Annotated in this window: 24 protein-coding genes and 4 tRNA genes; 4 read left to right on the top strand and 24 right to left on the bottom strand. The window is 66.2% G+C overall.

Features of this window, described 5'->3' with window-relative positions:
- Position 1: 1 nt before the first annotated feature.
- From ABZ789_RS11845 to ABZ789_RS11775, 15 genes are all read right to left on the bottom strand, one after another.
- A complete protein-coding gene (locus tag ABZ789_RS11845; protein ID WP_358423696.1) occupies positions 2-793 on the bottom strand; it encodes an ABC transporter permease in 792 nt (263 codons plus the stop codon).
- 65 nt (positions 794-858) lie between these two features.
- Positions 859-1938: an ABC transporter ATP-binding protein gene (locus ABZ789_RS11840; RefSeq protein WP_358423914.1), complete on the bottom strand. Its 1080-nt coding sequence runs from the start codon at positions 1936-1938 to the stop codon at positions 859-861.
- Between the two features lie 312 nt (positions 1939-2250).
- Positions 2251-2637, bottom strand: a complete 387-nt coding sequence (gene rplL / locus ABZ789_RS11835) for a 50S ribosomal protein L7/L12 (RefSeq protein ID WP_016932673.1) — start codon at positions 2635-2637, stop codon at positions 2251-2253.
- Positions 2638-2760: 123 nt separating this feature from the next.
- Positions 2761-3288: a 50S ribosomal protein L10 gene (gene rplJ, locus ABZ789_RS11830; RefSeq protein ID WP_016932672.1), complete on the bottom strand. Its 528-nt coding sequence runs from the start codon at positions 3286-3288 to the stop codon at positions 2761-2763.
- A 419-nt stretch (positions 3289-3707) separates the two neighbouring features.
- Positions 3708-4421 (bottom strand): 50S ribosomal protein L1, encoded by a 714-nt coding sequence (rplA, locus tag ABZ789_RS11825; RefSeq protein WP_358423691.1) that lies wholly within the window; start codon positions 4419-4421, stop codon positions 3708-3710.
- A gap of 114 nt (positions 4422-4535) precedes the next feature.
- Entirely contained in the window at positions 4536-4970 is a 435-nt protein-coding gene (gene rplK, locus ABZ789_RS11820; RefSeq protein ID WP_006552290.1) for a 50S ribosomal protein L11, read from the bottom strand.
- Positions 4971-5063: 93 nt separating this feature from the next.
- Positions 5064-5843 carry a transcription termination/antitermination protein NusG gene (gene nusG / locus ABZ789_RS11815; protein WP_358423687.1) on the bottom strand — a complete coding sequence of 260 codons (780 nt, stop codon included), beginning with the start codon at positions 5841-5843 and terminating at the stop codon, positions 5064-5066.
- A gap of 50 nt (positions 5844-5893) precedes the next feature.
- Positions 5894-6307 carry a preprotein translocase subunit SecE gene (gene secE, locus ABZ789_RS11810; RefSeq protein ID WP_358423684.1) on the bottom strand — a complete coding sequence of 138 codons (414 nt, stop codon included), beginning with the start codon at positions 6305-6307 and terminating at the stop codon, positions 5894-5896.
- 32 nt (positions 6308-6339) lie between these two features.
- Positions 6340-6412 (bottom strand) — tRNA-Trp (locus ABZ789_RS11805).
- A gap of 183 nt (positions 6413-6595) precedes the next feature.
- On the bottom strand, positions 6596-7021 hold the full coding sequence (gene hadB / locus ABZ789_RS11800; protein WP_358423681.1) for a (3R)-hydroxyacyl-ACP dehydratase subunit HadB: 426 nt from the start codon (positions 7019-7021) through the stop codon (positions 6596-6598).
- Positions 7008-7583: a (3R)-hydroxyacyl-ACP dehydratase subunit HadA gene (hadA, locus tag ABZ789_RS11795; RefSeq protein ID WP_358423678.1), complete on the bottom strand. Its 576-nt coding sequence runs from the start codon at positions 7581-7583 to the stop codon at positions 7008-7010. The genes hadB and hadA overlap by 14 nt, the downstream gene beginning before the upstream one ends.
- An 84-nt stretch (positions 7584-7667) precedes the next feature.
- Positions 7668-7835, bottom strand: a complete 168-nt coding sequence (rpmG, locus tag ABZ789_RS11790; RefSeq protein ID WP_003941903.1) for a 50S ribosomal protein L33 — start codon at positions 7833-7835, stop codon at positions 7668-7670.
- Between the two features lie 59 nt (positions 7836-7894).
- A tRNA-Met gene (locus ABZ789_RS11785) sits at positions 7895-7970 on the bottom strand.
- A 43-nt stretch (positions 7971-8013) separates the two neighbouring features.
- Positions 8014-8086: transfer RNA gene (locus tag ABZ789_RS11780), tRNA-Thr, on the bottom strand.
- A 249-nt stretch (positions 8087-8335) separates the two neighbouring features.
- A tRNA-Tyr gene (locus ABZ789_RS11775) sits at positions 8336-8418 on the bottom strand.
- Between the two features lie 149 nt (positions 8419-8567).
- On the opposite strand from ABZ789_RS11775, the gene ABZ789_RS11770 reads away from it, so the two are divergent.
- Positions 8568-9059: a YajQ family cyclic di-GMP-binding protein gene (locus tag ABZ789_RS11770; protein ID WP_358423675.1), complete on the top strand. Its 492-nt coding sequence runs from the start codon at positions 8568-8570 to the stop codon at positions 9057-9059.
- A gap of 83 nt (positions 9060-9142) precedes the next feature.
- On the opposite strand, the gene htpX is transcribed toward ABZ789_RS11770, so the two are convergent.
- Positions 9143-10006, bottom strand: coding sequence for a zinc metalloprotease HtpX (gene htpX / locus ABZ789_RS11765; RefSeq protein WP_358423672.1), 864 nt, complete (start codon positions 10004-10006; stop codon positions 9143-9145).
- Between the two features lie 101 nt (positions 10007-10107).
- Complete coding sequence (locus ABZ789_RS11760; protein WP_358423670.1) at positions 10108-11154, bottom strand: polyprenyl synthetase family protein; 1047 nt, start codon at positions 11152-11154, stop codon at positions 10108-10110.
- A 115-nt stretch (positions 11155-11269) separates the two neighbouring features.
- On the opposite strand from ABZ789_RS11760, the gene ABZ789_RS11755 reads away from it, so the two are divergent.
- Complete coding sequence (locus ABZ789_RS11755) at positions 11270-12538, top strand: geranylgeranyl reductase family protein (RefSeq protein WP_358423667.1); 1269 nt, start codon at positions 11270-11272, stop codon at positions 12536-12538.
- 33 nt (positions 12539-12571) lie between these two features.
- Here the strand turns inward: ABZ789_RS11755 and ABZ789_RS11750 are convergent, their stop codons facing one another.
- The 3 genes from ABZ789_RS11750 to menD form a co-directional block, all read right to left on the bottom strand.
- Positions 12572-13270: a demethylmenaquinone methyltransferase gene (locus ABZ789_RS11750; protein ID WP_358423664.1), complete on the bottom strand. Its 699-nt coding sequence runs from the start codon at positions 13268-13270 to the stop codon at positions 12572-12574.
- An 88-nt stretch (positions 13271-13358) separates the two neighbouring features.
- Positions 13359-13808: a DUF3592 domain-containing protein gene (locus ABZ789_RS11745; RefSeq protein ID WP_358423661.1), complete on the bottom strand. Its 450-nt coding sequence runs from the start codon at positions 13806-13808 to the stop codon at positions 13359-13361.
- Positions 13805-15424, bottom strand: coding sequence for a 2-succinyl-5-enolpyruvyl-6-hydroxy-3-cyclohexene-1-carboxylic-acid synthase (gene menD / locus ABZ789_RS11740; protein ID WP_358423658.1), 1620 nt, complete (start codon positions 15422-15424; stop codon positions 13805-13807). Before menD ends, ABZ789_RS11745 begins: the two co-directional genes overlap by 4 nt.
- A 51-nt stretch (positions 15425-15475) precedes the next feature.
- Between menD and ABZ789_RS11735 the strand changes: the two genes are divergently transcribed.
- A complete protein-coding gene (locus ABZ789_RS11735; RefSeq protein ID WP_358423912.1) occupies positions 15476-16081 on the top strand; it encodes a flavin reductase family protein in 606 nt (201 codons plus the stop codon).
- A 121-nt stretch (positions 16082-16202) separates the two neighbouring features.
- Here ABZ789_RS11735 and ABZ789_RS11730 read toward each other — a convergent pair whose 3' ends face one another.
- The 3 genes from ABZ789_RS11730 to ABZ789_RS11720 form a co-directional block, all read right to left on the bottom strand.
- Complete coding sequence (locus tag ABZ789_RS11730) at positions 16203-16643, bottom strand: hypothetical protein (RefSeq protein ID WP_358423910.1); 441 nt, start codon at positions 16641-16643, stop codon at positions 16203-16205.
- Positions 16644-16716: 73 nt separating this feature from the next.
- A complete protein-coding gene (locus ABZ789_RS11725) occupies positions 16717-17712 on the bottom strand; it encodes an o-succinylbenzoate synthase (protein ID WP_358423655.1) in 996 nt (331 codons plus the stop codon).
- Positions 17709-18341, bottom strand: a complete 633-nt coding sequence (locus tag ABZ789_RS11720) for a PaaI family thioesterase (protein ID WP_358423652.1) — start codon at positions 18339-18341, stop codon at positions 17709-17711. Before ABZ789_RS11720 ends, ABZ789_RS11725 begins: the two co-directional genes overlap by 4 nt.
- A 64-nt stretch (positions 18342-18405) precedes the next feature.
- Between ABZ789_RS11720 and ABZ789_RS11715 the strand changes: the two genes are divergently transcribed.
- A complete protein-coding gene (locus ABZ789_RS11715; RefSeq protein ID WP_358423649.1) occupies positions 18406-19299 on the top strand; it encodes a 1,4-dihydroxy-2-naphthoyl-CoA synthase in 894 nt (297 codons plus the stop codon).
- Between the two features lie 77 nt (positions 19300-19376).
- Here ABZ789_RS11715 and ABZ789_RS11710 read toward each other — a convergent pair whose 3' ends face one another.
- A complete protein-coding gene (locus ABZ789_RS11710) occupies positions 19377-19673 on the bottom strand; it encodes a DUF4193 domain-containing protein (protein ID WP_358423646.1) in 297 nt (98 codons plus the stop codon).
- Positions 19674-19814 lie beyond the last annotated feature (141 nt).

Below are 19814 nucleotides of genomic sequence, written 5' to 3'. Positions count from 1 at the left end.
GTCAGGATCCCTTCGCAGGAACGATCTGCAGGTACACCATCGTCAGGATCAGGTTCGCGAAGAACAGCAGCAGGAACGTGATGACGACGGTCTGGTTCACGGCTTCGCCCACACCTTTCGGTCCCGCGCCCGGGTGCAGGCCCTTGTACGACGCGACGACCCCGGCGATCAAGCCGAAGATGGCGGCCTTCAGCTCGGCGACATACAGGTCGGGTAGCTGTGCGAGAGCCGAGAAGGATGCGAGATAGGCGCCGGGTGTGCCGCCCTGCAGGACAACGTTGAAGAAGTAGCCACCCGCGATACCGACCACGGAGACGAGTCCGTTGAGCAGGATCGCGACGAGCACCATCGCGAGTACGCGCGGAACGACGAGACGCTGGACGGGGTTGATGCCCAGCACCTCCATCGCGTCGATCTCCTCGCGGATCGTGCGCGAGCCGAGATCTGCGGTGACCGCCGAACCGGCGGCGCCGGCGATCAGCAGGGCTGTCACGATCGGACTGCCCTGCTGGATCACCGCGAGCACGCTCGCCGCGCCCGTGAACGATTCGGCACCGAGCTGCTTGATCAGCGAACCGGTCTGCAGCGACACGACCGCCCCGAAGGGGATCGCGACGAGCGCGGTCGGCAGAATCGTGACGCTGGCGATGAACCACGCCTGTTCGATGAACTCCCGGAACTGGAACGGTCGGCGGAAGGTATTCCGCACGACGTCGACGAACAGTTCGACGATGTTGCCGGCCTGGGTGAGTGCGCCGTGAACCGGTCGCACGAGCGAGCTGCCCGCCCCCATCTAAACTCCTACTTCTCCAGCCTGCGGCTGTACTTCTTCTGGGGCTGTACTACCTCGGGGCTGTATTACTTCTGGACCTGCGCCTGTTCGTATCCCTCTCCGGAGTAGACGGGAATGACCTGGGTGTCGTCGTCGGTGTAGCCACTGTGAGCGGCAGGCGCGCCGCCGTGATCGAGCGATTCGAGGATGGCGCTCTGCGCGGCCTGGGGCAGGGTGTGCAGGATCGACCGGACCCGCTCCTGACGCCGCCGCACCGCCTGACGTTCCGGCATCCCCGGGGTGGCCTGCATCTGCGGCACGATGCCTTCGATGTCGTCCACACCACCGGCGTGATGACCGGCTTCGACGAGCGCCTGCTCGTGTGCCATGGTCGCTTCGTCCTTCTCCTCCGACATGCCGATCGGACCGATCATCGTGCCGTTGAGGAACTGCTTGACCACCGGCTCGTCCGAGGTCAGCAACACTTCCCGTGGACCGAACATCACCAGCTGCCGCCGGAACAGCATGCCGATGTTGTCGGGCACCGTCCGGGCCAGGTTGATGTTGTGCGAGACGATCAGGATCGTCGCGTCGATCTCGGCGTTGATGTCGATCAGCGTCTGCGAGATGTAGGTGGTGCGCACCGGATCGAGGCCCGAGTCGGGCTCGTCGACGAGGATGATCTCCGGGTCGAGCACCAGCGCCCGGGCCAGTCCGGCGCGCTTGCGCATACCACCGGAGATCTCACCGGGCAGTTTGTCCTCCGCGCCGAGCAGGCCGACGAGTTCGAGCTTGCTCATCACGATCTGCCGGATCTCGGATTCGGGCTTCTTGGTGTGCTCGCGCAGCGGGAATGCCACATTGTCGTAGAGATTCATCGAGCCGAACAGCGCACCGTCCTGGAACAGCACGCCGAACAGCTTGCGGATCTCGTAGAGTTCCTTGCTCGAGCACTGCAGGATGTCTGTGCCGTCGATCACGATCGAACCCTGCTCCGGGCGCAGCAGGCCGATCAGCGACTTGAGGAACACCGACTTACCGGTACCCGACGGGCCGAGCAGAGCGCTGACCTCGCCCGCCGGCAAGGTCAAGGTCACGTCCTGCCAGATGCGCTGCGAGCCGAAGGACTTGGTCAGCCCCTCGACGGAAACCTCGACTCCCACTATTACCTCCGCTGTCCGATACCGTCGCCCCCGTGTGGGTTGGGCCACTCTATCGCATGGATAGTGGTACCTGTGACAAGCGATCCTACTCATGAGTAAGGATCTCGGACAAGGGGGTTCACATATGTTGAGTTACGCCGTGACCTGCGCGAACACGGGCGGAACCATTTTCGCGATACCGGGCGTTTTGCTCGGAGTTCCTTTTCAACGATATGCAGAAGGGCCGTTTCCGCGAAGCGAATTCGCGGAAACGGCCCTTGTGCGAAACCGTTTCCGAAGAGCGCCGGAGCGCTCTCGGAAAGTCCGGAAACCGTCTTACTTGACGGTGACCTTGGCGCCGGCCTCTTCGAGCTTGGCCTTGGCGGCGTCGGCAGCGTCCTTGGCGACCTTCTCGAGGATCGGCTTCGGAGCACCCTCGACGAGGTCCTTGGCTTCCTTCAGGCCCAGGCCGGAGACGATCTCGCGAACGACCTTGATGACCTGGATCTTCTTCTCGCCGGCACCCTCGAGGATGACGTCGAACTCGTCCTGCTCCTCAGCAGCCTCGGCAGCGGCAGCCGGGGCGCCGGCAGCAGCGACGGCGACCGGAGCAGCAGCGGTGACCTCGAAGGTCTCCTCGAATGCCTTAACGAACTCCGAGAGCTCGAGCAGGGTCAGTTCCTTGAACGCGTCGAGCAGCTCTTCGGTGGTGAGCTTCGCCATGGTGGCGGTCCTTCCTGATAAGTCCCATGTCGCCGGTCCGCGACTCGATGGGATGGTGCGTACCGGAGCACGCGTGGATGTATCTTTCGCGGTGATGCGGATTCGCAATGATGCGGATCAGCGTCAGGCGGCTTCTTCGCCCGCCTTCTTCTCCTGCAGAGCGGCCGCGAGGCGGGCCACCTGCGAAGCGGGGGCGTTGAACAGGCCTGCGGCCTTTGCCAAGTTGCCCTTCATCGCGCCGGCGAGCTTGGCCAACAGCACCTCGCGGGACTCGAGGTCCGCGATCTGGTTGACCTGCTCCACGGACAGCGCAGCGCCGTCCATGTAGCCGCCCTTGATGACGAGTGCCTTGTTGTCCTTTGCGAAGGTCTTCAGGGCCTTCGCAGCGTCCACCGGCTCGCCCTTGACGAACGCGATGGCGGTCGGACCGACGAACAGATCGTCGAGACCCTCGACGCCCGCCTCAGCGGCGGCACGCTTGACCAGGGTGTTCTTGGCGACGGAGTAGGTGGCACCCTCTCCGAGAGCGCGACGCAGCTCGGTCAGACGTCCCACCGACAGACCACGGTATTCCGTGATCACGGCGGCCGTGGAGGTCTTGAACTGCTCGGTGATCTCCGCAACCGCGGAAACCTTCTCGGGCTTTGCCATACTTCGCCTCCTCTCAGTAACAGTCGTTTTCCCGGTGTCCCGACTGGGACGCTCCACCGGGGGACCGCAGGATCCGGAAACGACGAACGCCCCGGCGCAGGGCACACGGGGCGTACAGGAGGAGGAACATCGATCGCGCTCGAAGCACGTTCGCGGTTCACATCTTTCCTGACCTCGTCCTCCTGCGTGGGCCGCCGGACGAATCCGGACCTTCAACCGATCCGCACGCGGATTCGGTGACCAACGGTCTTGGGTAGAACATGATCGGGGTGGAGATCGGCACACGCCGAACTACCCGACCACTGTAGCGGATGACGTCGCCGCGATGCAAAACGGCCGGCACAGCAATGCTGTGCCGGCCGTTCGGATGCGTACCTACTGCGCAGGACCTGTTGCAGTAGTGAACCTGCAGTGCGAATCTACTCCGCGGTCTCGAGGAGGTTGCGGGTGCGCTGCGGATCCACCGGGATGCCCGGGCCGGTGGTCGTAGCGATCGTGACCTTCTTGATGTAGCGGCCCTTCGCGCTGGACGGCTTGGCGCGGAGCACCTCGTCCAGAGCGGCGGCGTAGTTCTCGACCAGCTTGGTCTCGTCGAACGAGGCCTTGCCGATCACGAAGTGCAGGTTGGCGTTCTTGTCGACGCGGAAGCTGATCTTGCCGCCCTTGATGTCGGTGACGGCCTTCGCGACGTCCGGGGTGACCGTGCCCGTCTTCGGGTTCGGCATGAGACCGCGGGGACCGAGGACGCGGGCGATACGGCCGACCTTCGCCATCTGGTCGGGGGTCGCGATCGCGGCGTCGAAGTCCAGCCAGCCGCCCTGGATACGCTCGATGAGATCCTCGGCGCCGACCACGTCGGCACCTGCGGCCTCTGCCTCTGCAGCCTTCTCGCCCACCGCGAAGACGATGACGCGAGCGGTCTTACCCGTGCCGTGCGGCAGGTTGACCGTGCCGCGCACCATCTGGTCCGCCTTACGGGGATCCACACCGAGTCGCATGGCGACCTCGACGGTGGCGTCGTAGTTCTTCGAGGTGGTCTCCTTCGCGAGCTTGGCAGCTGCGAGGGGGCTGTACAGAGAATCCGAGTCGATCTTCTCGGCCGCGGCGAGGTATGCCTTGCTGCGCTTTGCCATGTTCTTTCCTAACTTCTCACCATCAGGTGAATGGTTCGGGCGTGGTAGCGGGCCTGGCCGGCCCTCCCACGAGTGCTACAGCGGGTTGGGGTCGTCCCCCACCCTGTCGAGGACTCAGCCCTCGACGGTGATGCCCATCGAGCGAGCGGTGCCGGCGATGATCTTCGCGGCCGCCTCGATGTCGTTGGCGTTCAGGTCTTCCTGCTTGGTCTTGGCGATCTCGCGCACCTGATCCATCGTCACCTTCGCAACCTTGGTCTTGTGCGGCTCGCCGGAGCCCTTCTGCACACCCGCAGCCTTGAGCAGCAGCTTCGCGGCCGGCGGGGTCTTCAGCTTGAAGTCGAACGAGCGGTCCTCGTAGACCGTGATCTCGACCGGCACGACGTTGCCGCGCTGCGACTCGGTCGCGGCGTTGTACGCCTTGCAGAACTCCATGATGTTGACGCCGTGCTGACCCAGCGCGGGGCCGACCGGCGGAGCCGGGTTGGCCTGGCCGGCCTGGATCTGGAGCTTGATGAGCCCGGCGATCTTCTTCTTCTTGGGGGGCATCTCTATTCCTAGTTTCTTGCTCGGTGTGGTTCTTGCGTACTGCTACTGCAAGCTTGTGCGCCGCATGCCGGCGCCGTCGGGTCCGAAGGACCGTCAGATCTTCGACACCTGGTTGAACGACAACTCCACGGGAGTCTCACGGCCGAAGATCGACACCAGGACCTTGAGCTTCTGCTGCTCGGCGTTCACCTCGCTGATGGACGCCGGCAGGGTGGCGAACGGCCCGTCCATCACGGTGACGGACTCGCCGACCTCGAAGTCCACCTCGATGGTGGGCTTCGCAGCGGCGGCGGGAGCCTGCTCCCCGGCTGCCGGGGCGCCTGCCGCCGGCTTCTTCTTCGTCTGCTGCGGCAGGAGGAACTTCACGACCTCCTTGATCGTCAGCGGCGACGGGCGGGAGGTGGCTCCGACGAAACCGGTCACGCCGGGCGTGTTCCGCACGGCACCCCACGACTCGTCGTTGAGTTCCATCCGCACCAGGATGTAGCCGGGCAGGACCTTGCGGTTGACCTGCTTGCGCTGACCGTTCTTGATCTCGGTGACCTCTTCGGTCGGAACCTCGACCTGGAAGATGTAGTCGGCGAGGTCCAGGTTCTGCACGCGGGTCTCGAGGTTGGTCTTCACCTTGTTCTCGTAGCCGGCGTACGAATGCACGACATACCAGTCGCCGGGCTCGCGCCGCAGCTGCTTCTCGAGGGCCTCGGCCGGATCGACCTCCTCGGCTGCCTCTGCGTCGTCGGAGCCGGCAACGTCGGACTCGGAGACCTCGGTGTCCGCATCCGCCGACTCGGCCGTCACGTCGTCAACCAAGGCCTCGTCCGAAACGTGGTCCTCGGCCGAAGCCTCGTACGAGTCGTTCTCGGGGGTGCTCACCGGGCACTTTCCTCTCGTCGATCACATTTTTCGTCTCGCGCGGACAGGCGCTAACCGAACAACCAGCTGACACCCTGCACGAACGCCAGATCCAATCCGAAGATGAACGCCGTCATGACGGTCACGAACGCAAGGACCACGATTGTGTAGGTGGTCAGCTGTTTGCGATTGGGCCAGATCACCTTGCGGAGCTCGGCGACGACCTCACGGAAGAATCGGGCGAGACGCTTGAAGATATTCTCGGACTTCGCGGCGGGGTGATCGCGCACGGCCGTGGCCGTGCGGGGAGCCTTCGTCGTGGACACCCCACTCGTCGCTGCGGCGGAGCCCCGACGGGCAGCACGCTTTCCGGTGGGCCGAGCGGCCACGGAGGAACCGTCGGGGGTCGCGCCGGTGGCCGTGTCGGCATCGCCGGGAGTGTTCCCTGCGGTACCGGTGTGGCGCTGACCGCGCTCCTCGCTCACATCGTTCCTCTCGGTCGCTGGCAGTCCGGGGGCAGGGGCGACAGGACTTGAACCTGCAACCTGCGGTTTTGGAGACCGCTGCTCTGCCAATTGAGCTACGCCCCTTTGGTCGGACATCGACACTCCTCGTACGAGGCGAGTGTCCGGAACCGACCCATCTGTGACCACATGACACGCGCGCTACTCCGTCGGGCCCGTCGGGGCCTTCGAAGAGCAGCGCGCTGCTACGCGATCCCAGAAGCCTAAGTGTACTGCATTGCCCCGGGACAAACCCAATCCGCTCGGCCGTCAGGCCAAACGGACCGTTGCCGTGGCCCGTCCGAAGATCTTCCGACCCTCCGACTTCGCCACGATAGCGACCACTGCTGTCTTGCTTTCCTCGTCCACCGACTTGATCTTGCCGGTGAACTCGATCTCGGCGGCCTTGTCGGCCTCCACATATACCGGACTGGTGAATCGAACGTTGTATTCGATCACCGCTCCGGGGTCGCCCAGCCACTCCGTCACGAAGCCGGCCGCGATGCCCATCGAGAGCATGCCGTGCCCGACGACATCGCGCAAGCCGGCCAGTTCGGCAACCTTGTCACTCCAGTGGATCGGGTTGGGATCCCCCGATACACCGGCATAGTTGACCAGATTTCCGCGGGTGAGCGTGACGACCTTCGACGGAAGTTCGTCACCCACCGCGATATCCACGAAGCTACGGAGTGTCACTGTGCATCACCACATCCTTGACCGCATGCGCGATGTTGTCGTCGACCTCGCCACCGGATCGCGCCACGAGCGTCGTCCAGGAGGTGAGGACGAGGTTGTCGTGCTGATCCGTGATGACGTTCTTGGTGGTGATGATGTCGCTGCCGGCCGCCTGACGGAAATCGTCGAGGTGGACGTCGCAGAACAACCGGTCTCCGGCCTGGATCGGCCGGTGGTAGACCATCCTCTGGTCGGTCTGCATGATCTGGCTGAGGTCGTATCCGGTGACGATCTCTTCGAACAGCTTGCGCTGAGCGATCATGCCGATGATCGACACGAAGGTCAGGGGTGCGATCACTCCGTCGTAACCCAGGCCTCGGGCCACTTCGTCGTCGTGATGCGCCGGGTGCGAATCCCGCACGGCACGGGCGTACTCGCGAATCTTCTCGCGACCCACCTCGTAGTAGTCGTCCACCCGGTAGTGGTGCCCGACCATCGACTTGGCGTGCGCGGCGACATCGAACTGGATCCCGGCCTGTTCGGTCGCGTCTACCGATTCCTGGTTCTCGAGTACGTTCGTCATACGCAAAACCTCCGCAATTCCGACGACGCCAACTGGCGCGGTCGATATTGCGGAGACCTTACGCGTCGACGTCGTTCCTACCGGCTACTTCGACTCGCGGTGCGACTGGTGCGTACCGCAGTTCGGGCAGAACTTCTTCAGCTCGAGCCGGTCGGGGTCGTTGCGACGGTTCTTCTTGGTGATGTAGTTACGGTGCTTGCACACCTCGCAGGCCAAGGTGATCTTCGGCCGAACGTCAGTAGAGGAGGCCACGGGATGCCTTCTTTCGCGTCAATCCGATCAGTATCGATCAGGGTGGATCAATGAACTTTTGGTAGCGGTGACCGGACTTGAACCGGCGACGCAACGATTATGAGTCGTTTGCTCTACCAACTGAGCTACACCGCCTCGGTGCCGAGTGTCGCTACGAAGGCGGCACCCCAATCCAGCGAGCCCCCTGACGGAATCGAACCGTCGACCTTTTCCTTACCATGGAAACGCTCTGCCGACTGAGCTAAGGGGGCGTGGCCTTCGGAGCATCTCTGCTCGCTGCGGCCTCCAAAAGATTACACACACTCCGTCGGAGTGCAAAATCCGCTGGTAGTGGCACATAAACGTGGCTCCTTCCCCAACCCGACGAACCGAACCCCGGCTGCGGACCGATACGGGACGGCACCGGACACCACGATTCGGGACGCACCGGACACAGGGATTCGGGGACACCCCCCGGAACGCAGAACGGCCCCGGTTCCGAAGAACCGGGGCCGTTCCGGTGGCAGGTGTAGGATTCGAACCTACGTAGGCGTAAGCCGACGGATTTACAGTCCGCTCCCATTGGCCGCTCGGGCAACCTGCCGGGTGCGATCGGGACCGCGTCCTCGATGCGTTTGGAAGAATACAACGCACACCCCCCCGAAACGCAAACCGGGTGGTCACAGCCCCGATGGACCCGATAGCGTCGGCTGGGTAACAACCGTTGAAGATCGATCCGGAAGTGAGTGAGACGTGGCTGATTCGTCGTTCGATGTGGTGAGCAAGGTCGACCGCCAGGAAGTGGACAACGCACTGAACCAGGCAGCGAAGGAGATCGCCAACCGCTTCGATTTCCGGAACACCGGGGCCCACATCGAGTGGTCGGGCGAGGAGGCCATCACGATCACGGCCGAGACCGAGGATCGTGCTCTCGCCGCACTGGACGTCTTCAAGGAGAAGCTGATCCGCCGCGACCTCTCGCTGAAGTCCTTCGACGCCGGCGAACCGACCCAGTCCGGCAAGGTCCACAAGATCACCGGCACTCTGGTGCAGGGCATCAGCCAGGAGAACGCGAAGAAGATCTCCAAGCTGATCCGCGACGAGGGCCCCAAGGGCGTCAAGGCCCAGATCCAGGGCGACGAGCTGAGGGTCAGCAGCAAGAAGCGCGACGACCTGCAGGCGGTCATCGCCCTGCTCAAGAATGCCGATCTCGACATCGCCCTGCAGTTCGTCAACTACCGCTGAGGCATTCCACCCCTACGGCTCCGCCCGCGGCCATCGTCGCGGGCGGAGCCGTGTTCGAGGTGGGATCGGCATCGCCGCGGGGATCAGCGGATCCCGGCCATGCGCTCGAGACGGACGATGCGGTCCGCCATCGGCGGGTGCGTCGAGAACAGTCGGCTCATCTTGTCGCCCGTCCGGAACGGGTTGGCGATCATCAGGTGCGACTGCGCCGCGAGCTGCGGCTCGGGCGGTAACGGCGCGACTTGGGTGCCCGCTGCAAGTTTCCGCAGCGCCGATGCGAGGGCCAGCGGATCACCGGTGAGCTCGGCACCCGACTGATCGGCCTGGTACTCGCGCGACCTCGACACGGCGAGCTTGACCACCGACGCCGCGATCGGGCCGAGCAGGGAGACCAGCAGAAGCGCCAGTGGATTCGCTCCTCCCTCCCGATTACCGCCGAAGGCGGAAGCGAAGAACGCGAAGTTCGCCAGACCCGAGATGACGGCGGCCATGGCCCCGGCCACCGACGAGATGAGGATGTCGCGGTTGTAGACGTGCGCGAGTTCGTGCCCGAGCACCGCACGTAGTTCCCGCTCGTTCAGGATCTCGAGGATGCCCGTCGTACAGCAGACGGCGGCGTTACGCGGATTACGCCCGGTCGCGAATGCGTTGGGTGCGTTGGTCGGACTGATGTAGAGGCGCGGCATGGGCTGGTGCGCTGTGGTCGCCAGCTCGCGCACGATCCGGTACATCGCCGGCGCCTGCACCTCGGTGACCGGTTGGGCGTGCATCGCCCGCAGCGCGAGCTTGTCACTGTTGAAGTACGCGTAGGCGTTCATCCCGACCGCGAGGACGATCGAGACCAGCAGGATCGTCGAGTTGCCGAACAGCGCCCCGATGAACACGATCAGCGCGGACATCCCGATGAGGAGACCGGCCGTCTTGAGACGGTTCGAGTACCCGTGCACGTCGCACTCCTTCCGCACCACGATTGCCCACTCGTTCGTCCAACGAACAAGCTCGCGGTGCGGTTCCCGGCCGTCGCCGCAGCGACGTGCACGAGGGCCGTCTAACCGACCCTGGCGACCGTGAAGTCCACGAGACGACGCAGGGCCTCGTTGGCCGGCCCCTGCGGCAGGGCGGCCAGCTCGGTGTGGGCACGCTCGGCGTAGGTCGCGAGCGTCGCCTTCGCCGCAGCCATCCCGGGCGAGGACACGAGCAACTCCAGCGCCTCGGCTACGTGTGCTTCGTTCTCGAGAGGCCCGACGAGCAGTTCGCGCAACCGGTCGGCGTCCGGTCCGGTCTCCTGCAAGGCATAGAGCACGGGAAGGGTGTGCACGCCCTCGCGGAGATCCGTTCCCGGTGTCTTGCCCGACTCCGAGGTGTCCGACGAGATGTCGATGATGTCGTCGACGATCTGGAAAGCCGTACCCACTGCATCACCGAGTCGCTCGAGGCGCTCGACGTGTTCCTGGTCGGCTCCCGAAAAGGTACCGCCGAAGCGTCCGCTTGCGGCGATCAGCGACCCGGTCTTCTCCCAGATCACCCGCAGATAGTGCTCGACCGGATCGTCGTTCGCGCGTGCGCCGATCGTCTCGCGCATCTGGCCGGTCACCAGTTCGGCGAACGTCTCCGCGATGATCTGCACGGCGGAGGGACCCAGGGTCGACACCAACCGCGAGGCGTGCGCGAACAGATAGTCACCGGCGAGGATCGCGATGCTGTTGCCCCAGCGCACGTTGGCGCTCGGTGCCCCACGCCGCATCGTGGCCTCGTCCATCACATCGTCGTGGTACAGCGTCGCGAGATGCACGAGTTCGACGACGGTCGCCGCGGTCACCACGGCGGGGTCGGTCGGCTGCGGCCCCAGCTGCGCGGTGAGGATCGTGAACAGCGGCCGGAACCGCTTGCCGCCCGCCTTCGCCAGGTGCAGTGCGGCCTCGGTCAGAAAGTCCTCACCATCGGACAGCTCGTCGACCAGGAGTTTCTCGACGCTCGCGAGGCCGTCCCTGACGGTCGCAGCAAGGATCGGATCGCCGAGTTCCACACCGGCCACGACGGTGCTCGGCGCCGCATCGGCCGAACCGGCGGTGCGTGCCGCCCCCTCAGTGCTCACGATGACGTACCCATCCTGTTCTGTCGCCTCGACTCCACGGTAGTGAACCTAGTCGTTCGGTCCCCCGTCCACCTCGTCGAGGCAGCCGATCGCGGCCTGAGAAGATGGAACGGTGGTGGCCGAACACGCCGCGCGAGATCCGCGGCAACCCCAGTCCTGCGTCCCCGACACTACCGATGTTCTCGTCGTCGGCGCCGGTCCAGCCGGTTCCGCTGCCGCCGCGTGGGCTGCCCGAGACGGTCGCGACGTTCTGCTCGTCGACGCCGCAACCTTCCCCCGCGACAAGACCTGCGGGGACGGACTGACGCCACGCGCCGTCGCCGAACTGGACGAACTGGGACTCGGCGACTGGCTGCGGACACGCACCGTCAATCGCGGTCTGCGCCTCGAGGGCTTCGGGGGACGCTTCGAACTCCCGTGGCCCGAGTCGTCGTTCCCCCGGGTGGGCAGCGCCGTGCCCCGCACCGAGCTCGACGCCCGAATCCGGCAGGTCGCGCTCGATTCCGGTGCACGCGCCGTGGACGGCACGAAGGCCGTCGACGTCGAACGCGACGGCGACCGGGTCACCGGCGTGGTCTTCGACACGGCCGAGGGCCCGAGGACCGTCGCCTGCCGGATGCTCGTCGTGGCCGACGGAGTGCGCTCGCCGCTCGGCAAGGTGCTCGGCCGCCGTTGGCATCGCGACACCACGTACGGCGTGGCTGCGCGCGCCTACGCCAGCTCCCCACGCAGCGACGATCCGTGGATCACCTCGCATCTCGAATTGCGCGACGACACCGGTGCCGTCCAGCCGGGCTACGGCTGGGTGTTCCCACTCGGCACCGGCGAGGTGAACCTGGGAGTGGGAACCCTCGCGACCGCTTCGCGGCCCGCGAAGGGATCGCTGCGACCGCTCATCGACCTCTACGCGCGCCAGCGCCGCAGCGAGTGGGAACTCGGAGAGGTGACGCGCGTGGCATCGGCACTGCTCCCCATGGGCGGAGCCGTATCGGGTGTCGCGGGGAGGAACTGGGCGCTGATCGGCGATGCCGCGGCCTGCGTCAACCCACTCAACGGCGAAGGCATCGACTACGGACTCGAAGGCGGTCGCCTGGTCGCCGGGCTGCTCGACGCGGACGACCTCACCGTTCTGTGGCCCGAGATGCTGCGCTCGCACTACGGCCGCGCATTCTCCACCGCGCGCCGTCTCGCGAGTCTGCTCACGATTCCGAAGTTCCTGCCGACGACGGGCCCGATCGCGATGCGGTCGCGGATGCTCATGTCGGTTGCGGTGCGGGTGATGGGCAACCTCGTCACCGATGAGGACGCCGACCTCGTCGCCCGGCTATGGCGGACGAGTGGTCACTTCTCGATGCGATGGGATCGGCAACCGCTGTTCGTCTGAGTCGCTGCACACCGCCCGGTCGAGGCGTGGCCGCTACCGCACCGCGTGGTGCAGAGCGGTGATTCCGCCGGTGAGATTGCGCCACTTCACGTCCGCCCACCCCGCGGCCTCGATGCGCCGGGCGAGTTGCTCCTGGTTCGGCCAGGCCCGGATCGACTCGGCGAGGTAGACGTAGGCGTCGGGGTTGCTGCTGACCGCCCGCGCGACGCGCGGCAGCGTCCGCATCAGATATTCCATGTAGACCGTGCGCAGCGGTTCTCGCACGGGAGTGGAGAACTCGCACACCACGAGGCGCCCGCCGGGCTTGACCACCCGCGCGATCTCACGCAGACCCTCGTCCGGATCGGCGACGTTGCGCAGACCGAATGAGATGGTCGCAGCATCGAAGACCGCATCGGCGAACGGCAGTCGCATCGCGTCCCCTGCAACCATGGGAACGTTGCGGAACTCGCCGGCCTGCAACATTCCCTTGGAGAAGTCGGTGGCCACGACCCACGCGCCGGACCGCCCGAGTTCGACCGTGGACACTCCGGTTCCCGCTGCGAGGTCGAGAACGCGTTCTCCCGGCTTCAGGTCCAGGGCCGCGCGCGTCGCCCGTCGCCAGCCGCGGTCCTGACCGAACGACAGGACGGTGTTGGTCAGGTCGTAGCGTGCAGCCACCCCGTCGAACATGGACGCGACCTCACGCGGGTCCTTGTCCAGGGACGCACGTGATCCGTGAGTTGTTGCCACGGCCGAAACGTTACCCGCTCCCCTACCGGACACCGCCCGTCGTGCGGCACCGGGAGAGGCGTGTGCGGGCCCGGGGTCGTTCCGCTCGTCACACCTGCGGGTCTCCGCGCCTCGGCACGAGGTCGTCCGCGGGCGCTGCGGTTCTGCGCCGGATCAACATCAGAATCGGCACGGCCACCGCCCATGTGACGACAATCACCGAGCCGGTGGGCACCAGCGCGACGCGCGCATCGCGACCGGTCACGCGCACGAGATCCGGATCACTGCGTGCGTATTCGACAGCGATGCGCTGCCCCGTGGTCAGTCCGGTCGGGTACAGGATTCCCAGTTCCGGGTTGTGCGTGACCCCGTCGGGAGTGACGAAACTCACTGCCGAGCGGAGAGATCCCGCGGACAGTACTTCCGCGACGGCCGTACCCGTGTCCGAGCGGATGGTGTGGTCGTTGCGCAAGGCGCCGAGGAAGAGGATCACCGCGAGCGCGGAGATCGCCACGGCGACGACGAGAACCGCGCGACGTGCGCGCTCGGGTCCGCTCACAGCTGTGCCCGCACCGCCGCGTGGAGTTCTCGCAAACCCGCACGATCGGTCGTCACCTCGACCACGCGGATACCCGTGGGGGGCGCCGCGGTGTCCGCGAGAGCCAGGGCCAGGCCCTGCAGGTCCACTCTCTCGTGCGGGATCCGGTAAGCCGCGCACAGCGCAGCGAGATCCATGCCGTGCGGTGTGCCGAAGACCCGCTCGAAAACTCCCGCGTACTGCGGATCACCCTGTTCGAGCAGTTCGAAGATGCCGCCGCCGTCGTCGTTCGCGACGACGATGGTGAGATTGCTCGGGCGCGGTTCGGAGGGCCCGAGGAGCAGACCCGAAGCATCGTGGAGAAAGGTCAGGTCGCCGAGCAGCGCCACGGTCCGTCCCTGCTCGTAGGCCAGTGCGGCGCCGACCGCCGTGGACACCGTGCCGTCGATCCCCGCGACACCGCGATTGGACAGCACCTTCACACCCGGCTTCGGGTAACTCACGAGTGCCGCGTCGCGCACCGGATTCGACGCGCCCAGCAGCAGCTGGTCGCCTTCCTTCAGCGCGTCCGTCACCACCGCGGCGACGTGCAGGCCGGTGGCCTTCGGATGTCCGTCCAGCTGGGCGCGCACGGCCTTGTCGGTGTGGGCCGACAGCTGCCGGCAGCGTTCGAGCCACGCCTCGTCGGGCGTTCCGGACACCACGGCTCGGGTGCCGGTCGCGATCACGTTGCCCGACACGTCGGGCCAGCGTGGACCGGTGGTCAGGGCGTACACGGTTACCGCTGGGTCGGCGAGCAGGTTGGATACGGGGCGGTGCAGCGTGGGCCGGCCGGTGATGATCGCCTGGCGCGGCTTCAGGTGCGGCAGCGCCATCGGATGCAGCGGGATGCCGTGCAACGGCGCGGTGGGTTCTGCGACGGTCGGCAGACCCGACAGTTCCGGCCGGTAGGCGGAACCGTGACCGGAGACCACCACCGTGTCCGGGGTCAGTTCGATCTCGAGCGGGACGTCGAGGGTGGCATGCACCGTGGTGGTCCATGCCTTCCCGTCAGGGCGCCCCTCGGGCTCCGGGCCCTTCGCGTCGAGTTCGGGAACGAGGGGCTCGCGTAGGGGGATGTCGAAGTGGACCGGTCCGGCGTTGCCCGAGCGGGTTCCGCGGGCGGCGGCGAGGACACGTGACACCGCCGAACGCCACTGACTGTTCTGTTCGATGCCCTCGGCGAGACCCAGGCTGATCGTCGCGCGCACCTGGGTTCCGAACATCCCCAGTTGTTCGACGGTCTGATTCGCGCCGGATCCGAGCAGTTCGTAGGGACGGTTGGCGCTGAGCACGACCAGCGGGACGCGGGCGTAGTTCGCTTCGAGCACGGCCGGGGCAAGATTGGCCACGGCGGTACCGGAGGTCATGACGACGGGGACCGGCCGCCCCGACGACAGCGCCAGACCGATCGCGAGGAATCCGGCGGTGCGCTCGTCGATGCGCATGTGCAGCCGGAGTCGTCCTGCTCTGTCGGCGGCCTCGAGCGCGAAGGCAAGCGGCGCGTTGCGCGAACCCGGGCACAGGACGACGTCCCGGACACCACCCCGGGCGAGTTCGTCTACGACAGCGGTGGCCTGGGCAGTGGACGGATTCACGGAGTCCAGGGTAGTTGCGCCTGAAGCACGGCCGGTCCGGGTGTGGTCAGAATGGAGGCCGTGCGCAGAGTATTCGATCCCACCGAGTCGAGTCCGGGCCGCTTCTACGGGCTTCTCACCGCGACCGTCGTCCCACGACCGATCGCGTGGGTGTCGACGGAGTCGGAGGACGGTGTGTTCAATCTCGCGCCGTACAGCTTCTTCACCGTCGCCAGTACGAACCCACCCGTCGTCCAGTTCACATCCGTGGGGCGGAAGGACAGCCTGCGGAACATCGAGCAGACCGGCGAGTTCGTGATCAACATCGCGACTGTGCGGTTGATGGATCAGGTCAACGCCTCGTCGGCGCCGTTCTCCCACGACGTCGACGAGTTCGCGGAGGTGGGCCTGCACGCCGAGCCGAGCGAGCGGGTCCGGCCCCCGAGAGTCGCCGAGGCGCCGGCATCGATCGAGTGCCGGTTGCGCCGCGTGATCGAGGTCGGCGATTCGTTCGTCGTGATGGGCGACGTGCTTGCCCTGACGGTCGATCCGGAGGTGCTGGCCGAGGACGGCATGCCCGACTTCGCGGCCCTCGGCGCGGCGAGCCGGCTGGGGCGGACGGAATGGGGTCTGACCCCTCGGGTGCGGAAACTCGAGCGGCCCGGCAGCCCGGTCTGAGGTCGCCCCGCGGCGAACGCGGGGCGGGACGTCGCCGAGACGTCACCCGGGCGAAACGACGAACGTCGCGGTACCGACCGGAGAAACCGGTTCGGGACCGCGACGTCCTGTCGTCGACGAATCAGCCGGCGTGCTTCTGGATGAGAGCACCCACGCGCGGCAGCGCCTCGATGACGTGCTTCTTGGCCGAGGGGCGCAGCGAGTCGTAAACCTTCTTCACAGCGCTCTTCGACGAGCCCTCGATGCGCTCGTCGGTCACGCCGAGGAGAGCGTCGGCGACGGTCTCACCGCGAGCGACCAGGAAATCGGCGAACGATCCGTTGCCCGCGTACTCCACCCAGAAGGGCTGGAGCTTCTCGACGAATTCGGGCAGCAGGCCTTCGACAGCGCCCGGCACGATGTTCGGGCCAACCTTCTTCACTGCTGCGTATCCGCCCTTGAGGGCAAGACCGGACGCACCCTTCTTGTCCGACACCTCTGCATCGATCAGGGCCTCGACGTCTGCCTTGACCGCCGGGAACTTGTCGGCGCCGAGGAGGGCATCGCCCAGAGCTGCAACCACTTTCACTGCCTCCGTAGATGTGACACTTGTGACTGTTGGGACTCGGGGAACGATATACGACGATCCCGCCGCATCACAGCCCGCATCCGGCGAGCACGCTGCGGCACCGCCTGAGGCGTTCGTACCACCACTCGGTCCGGTCGGGCGCAGCTCGCACGGCGGCGAGCATGTCCGGATCCGGGGCGACGGTGGCGAGGTCGAGCGCTCCCTCCGAGATGCGCAACGGCGGAGCGACATCGGCGTCGAAGAATCCGCCGGTGCCGAGACCGCAAGCGTACGGAAGCGCAGGTAGGGAGGCCGCGGCTGCGAGCCCGCTGGCGATACCCACCACCGAGTCGAGGGCGCTCGACACCACCACATCGACACCCTGTCCGGCGAGTTCGTCGGCGAGGGCCACGAGACGCCGGACTCCTCCGAGCGGCGCGACCTTCACGACAGCGACGTCGGCTCCACCGGCGCGCACGACGCGGAGTGGATCCTCGGCTCGGCGGATGCTCTCGTCCGCGGCGATACGCACCCCGGGAAGGCGCCGGCGAACCTCGACGAGTTCGGGCACGCTCGCGCACGGCTGCTCTGCGTACTCGAGTGGCCCGTCCGCCGTGAGCGCGGTCAGTGCCCGAACGGCCTCGTCCACGCTCCAGCCGCCGTTCGCATCGATCCGGACGTTCGGCAGGTGCTCGCGTACGGCTCGGACCCGGGCGAGATCCTGCGCGAGGTCCTGGCCCGGTTCGGCGACCTTCACCTTCGCGGTACGTGCGCCGTCGAAACGAGCGAGAATCTCGGGAATCCGCTCCGGCCCGACGGCGGGCACCGTCGCGTTCACCTCGATCCGCGATCGGTGCGGGGCGGGGTGGCCCTGCCAAGCCGCCTCGACCGCCGACTGCAACCAGTGCGCGGCCTCGCTGTCGCCGTACTCGGGGAACGGTCCGAACTCGCCCCACCCCGCCGGTCCGTGCAACAGGAGCACCTCGCGCTCGGTGATGCCCCGGAAGCGGACCCGCATGGGCAGCGAGACGACGACGGCTCCGTCGAGGAGTTCGTCGGCGGACGGCAGAAGCCGGGTGTTCACGGTTGGCCCGGCAACAGTTCGATCATCAGGGCTTCGCAGTCTGCGAGCAGGGCTCCGTCGAGGTCGCGCAGTTCGGCCTTGCAGAATGCCTTGCGCCCCTCGACGCGATCGACCCAGCCGTCGACCACGAGTTCGGTCTCGATCGGGGTGATCTTCCGGTAGTTGACGTGCAGATACGCGGTGCGGGCGATCGGACGGCCGTTCGCATGGATGACCATGCCGAACAGGTCGTCGAACAGCAGTGGCAGTGTTCCGCCGTGCGCGGCACCGTTGCCCCCGAGGTGGAAGCGACGAAAGACACCGCGTTCACGGACCCCGTCCGGCCCGTATCGCTCGATCGTCCACGGCAGGAGCAGCGAGCTGCCCCGGCCGGGCAGGTCGACGTTGAAGCCGGCGGGCGACCGCCCTTCGGACACGGCATGATCGGCGAGAAGATCGACGAGGGCCTCGGTCTGCTCGATGGCGCGGTCGACGACCTCGTCCGGCGGGTTCGTCGACACCATGAGGTCCTGCAACCGCCGGAAGCTCTCGACGAAGCGACCGTAGTTCGGTCCGGCCTTGACCGGTTCGTAGACCGGGAAGCCACCGTGGTGCTCGTACTCGTCCCGGGGATCGGTCTGCTCGCTCATGCCTGTGCACGTTATCGGGCCGCAGGCCGCGGCGGACCGGTGCCCGGGCCTTTATGGTGACGAGGTGACCTTCGATCCAGAACTGTGGCGCCCGGTACCCGGGTTCGAGAACCTCACCGACATCACCTATCACCGGCACGTGACGCAGGGCACCGTCCGCATCGCGTTCGACCGTCCGGAGGTGCGCAACGCATTCCGTCCGCACACGGTCGACGAGCTCTTCCGCGCGTTCGACCATGCGCGGACCACCTCCGATGTCGGAGTCGTGCTGCTCACGGGAAACGGCCCGAGCCCGAAGGACGGCGGTTGGGCGTTCTGTTCGGGGGGCGATCAGCGCATCCGCGGCCGCAGCGGTTACCAGTACGCCAGCGGTGAGACCGCCGACACCGTCGACAAGGCACGCGCCGGCCGACTGCACATCCTCGAGGTCCAGCGGCTGATCCGATTCATGCCGAAGGTTGTGATCGCACTGGTCAACGGATGGGCCGCAGGCGGCGGCCACAGCCTGCACGTGACGTGCGACCTCACGCTCGCCTCACGGGAGCACGCCCGGTTCAAGCAGACCGACGCCGATGTGGGCAGCTTCGACGGTGGCTACGGCAGCGCCTATCTTGCGAAGATGGTGGGCCAGAAGTTCGCGCGGGAGATCTTCTTCCTCGGTGACACCTATACGGCCGAGGAGATGCACCACATGGGAGCGGTCAACAAGGTCGTCGATCACGACGACCTCGAGAACGTCGCACTGGAGTGGGCGCAGAAGATCAACGGCAAGTCGCCGCAAGCCCAGAGGATGCTGAAGTACGCCTTCAACCTGCAGGACGACGGGCTGGTGGGACAGCAGTTGTTCGCAGGTGAGGCCACGCGTCTGGCGTACATGACCGATGAGGCGATCGAAGGTCGCGATGCGTTCCTCGAAAAGCGTGACCCCGACTGGTCGCCCTATCCGCACTACTACTGATCCTCACGCGACGAACCGTGGTCCGCTTTCCCCGGAAGGGATGCGGACCACGGTTCGTCGCGTGGAGAACTGTGGGATCAGACGCAGTCGCGGCAGTACGCGTGATCGCCTACGACGCCGGCGCGACGGCTGTGGTGCTGGACCAGGAAACAACCCATGCAGGTGAATTCGTCGGACTGCTTCGGCAGTACCTGAACCGAGAGTTCCTCGGCCGACAGTGCAGAAAGGTCGGCTCCGGGAAGGACGAGGGTCTCGAGGATCTCTCCCTCGTCGGTGTCGGCGGCCACCGTGGGCTTCAGGTCCAGCTCGTCGAGGGCAGTGCCACCGCCACCCAGGATGTCGGTGGTGCGGGGAGCGTCGTAGTCGGTCGCCATGCAGATCTCCTCACTCGTTTTCGGCGGCATCGCGCAGTCGGAAATTCGGCTGCGACAGAGTCGCTGTGGCAGGGGCGGTGCTGTCATGGGCACCGTTGCCGTCAGTAATGTCCCAATGGGAGCTTCGTCAAACGCATATGT

Origin of the sequence: Rhodococcus sp. NPDC047139, assembly GCF_040643435.1 — a bacterium.
Taxonomy (GTDB): domain Bacteria; phylum Actinomycetota; class Actinomycetes; order Mycobacteriales; family Mycobacteriaceae; genus Rhodococcus.
Note: the sequence above shows the minus strand (reverse complement) of the source record. Positions and strands in the feature narration are given on the sequence as shown.

Excerpts from the sequence above, each read along its gene's own strand:
- ABZ789_RS11710 (WP_358423646.1), bottom strand. The coding sequence starts at position 19,673 with ATGGCGACCGACTACGACGCTCCCCGCACCACCGACATCCTGGGTGGC.
- hadA (WP_358423678.1), bottom strand. The coding sequence starts at position 7,583 with ATGACGAACGTACTCGAGAACCAGGAATCGGTAGACGCGACCGAACAG.
- rplA (WP_358423691.1), bottom strand. The coding sequence starts at position 4,421 with ATGGCAAAGCGCAGCAAGGCATACCTCGCCGCGGCCGAGAAGATCGAC.
- rplL (WP_016932673.1), bottom strand. The coding sequence starts at position 2,637 with ATGGCGAAGCTCACCACCGAAGAGCTGCTCGACGCGTTCAAGGAACTG.
- rplK (WP_006552290.1), bottom strand. The coding sequence starts at position 4,970 with ATGCCCCCCAAGAAGAAGAAGATCGCCGGGCTCATCAAGCTCCAGATC.
- ABZ789_RS11735 (WP_358423912.1), top strand. The coding sequence starts at position 15,476 with ATGGAGGCCGTGCGCAGAGTATTCGATCCCACCGAGTCGAGTCCGGGC.
- ABZ789_RS11720 (WP_358423652.1), bottom strand. The coding sequence starts at position 18,341 with ATGAGCGAGCAGACCGATCCCCGGGACGAGTACGAGCACCACGGTGGC.
- rplJ (WP_016932672.1), bottom strand. The coding sequence starts at position 3,288 with ATGGCAAAGCCCGAGAAGGTTTCCGCGGTTGCGGAGATCACCGAGCAG.
- ABZ789_RS11845 (WP_358423696.1), bottom strand. The coding sequence starts at position 793 with ATGGGGGCGGGCAGCTCGCTCGTGCGACCGGTTCACGGCGCACTCACC.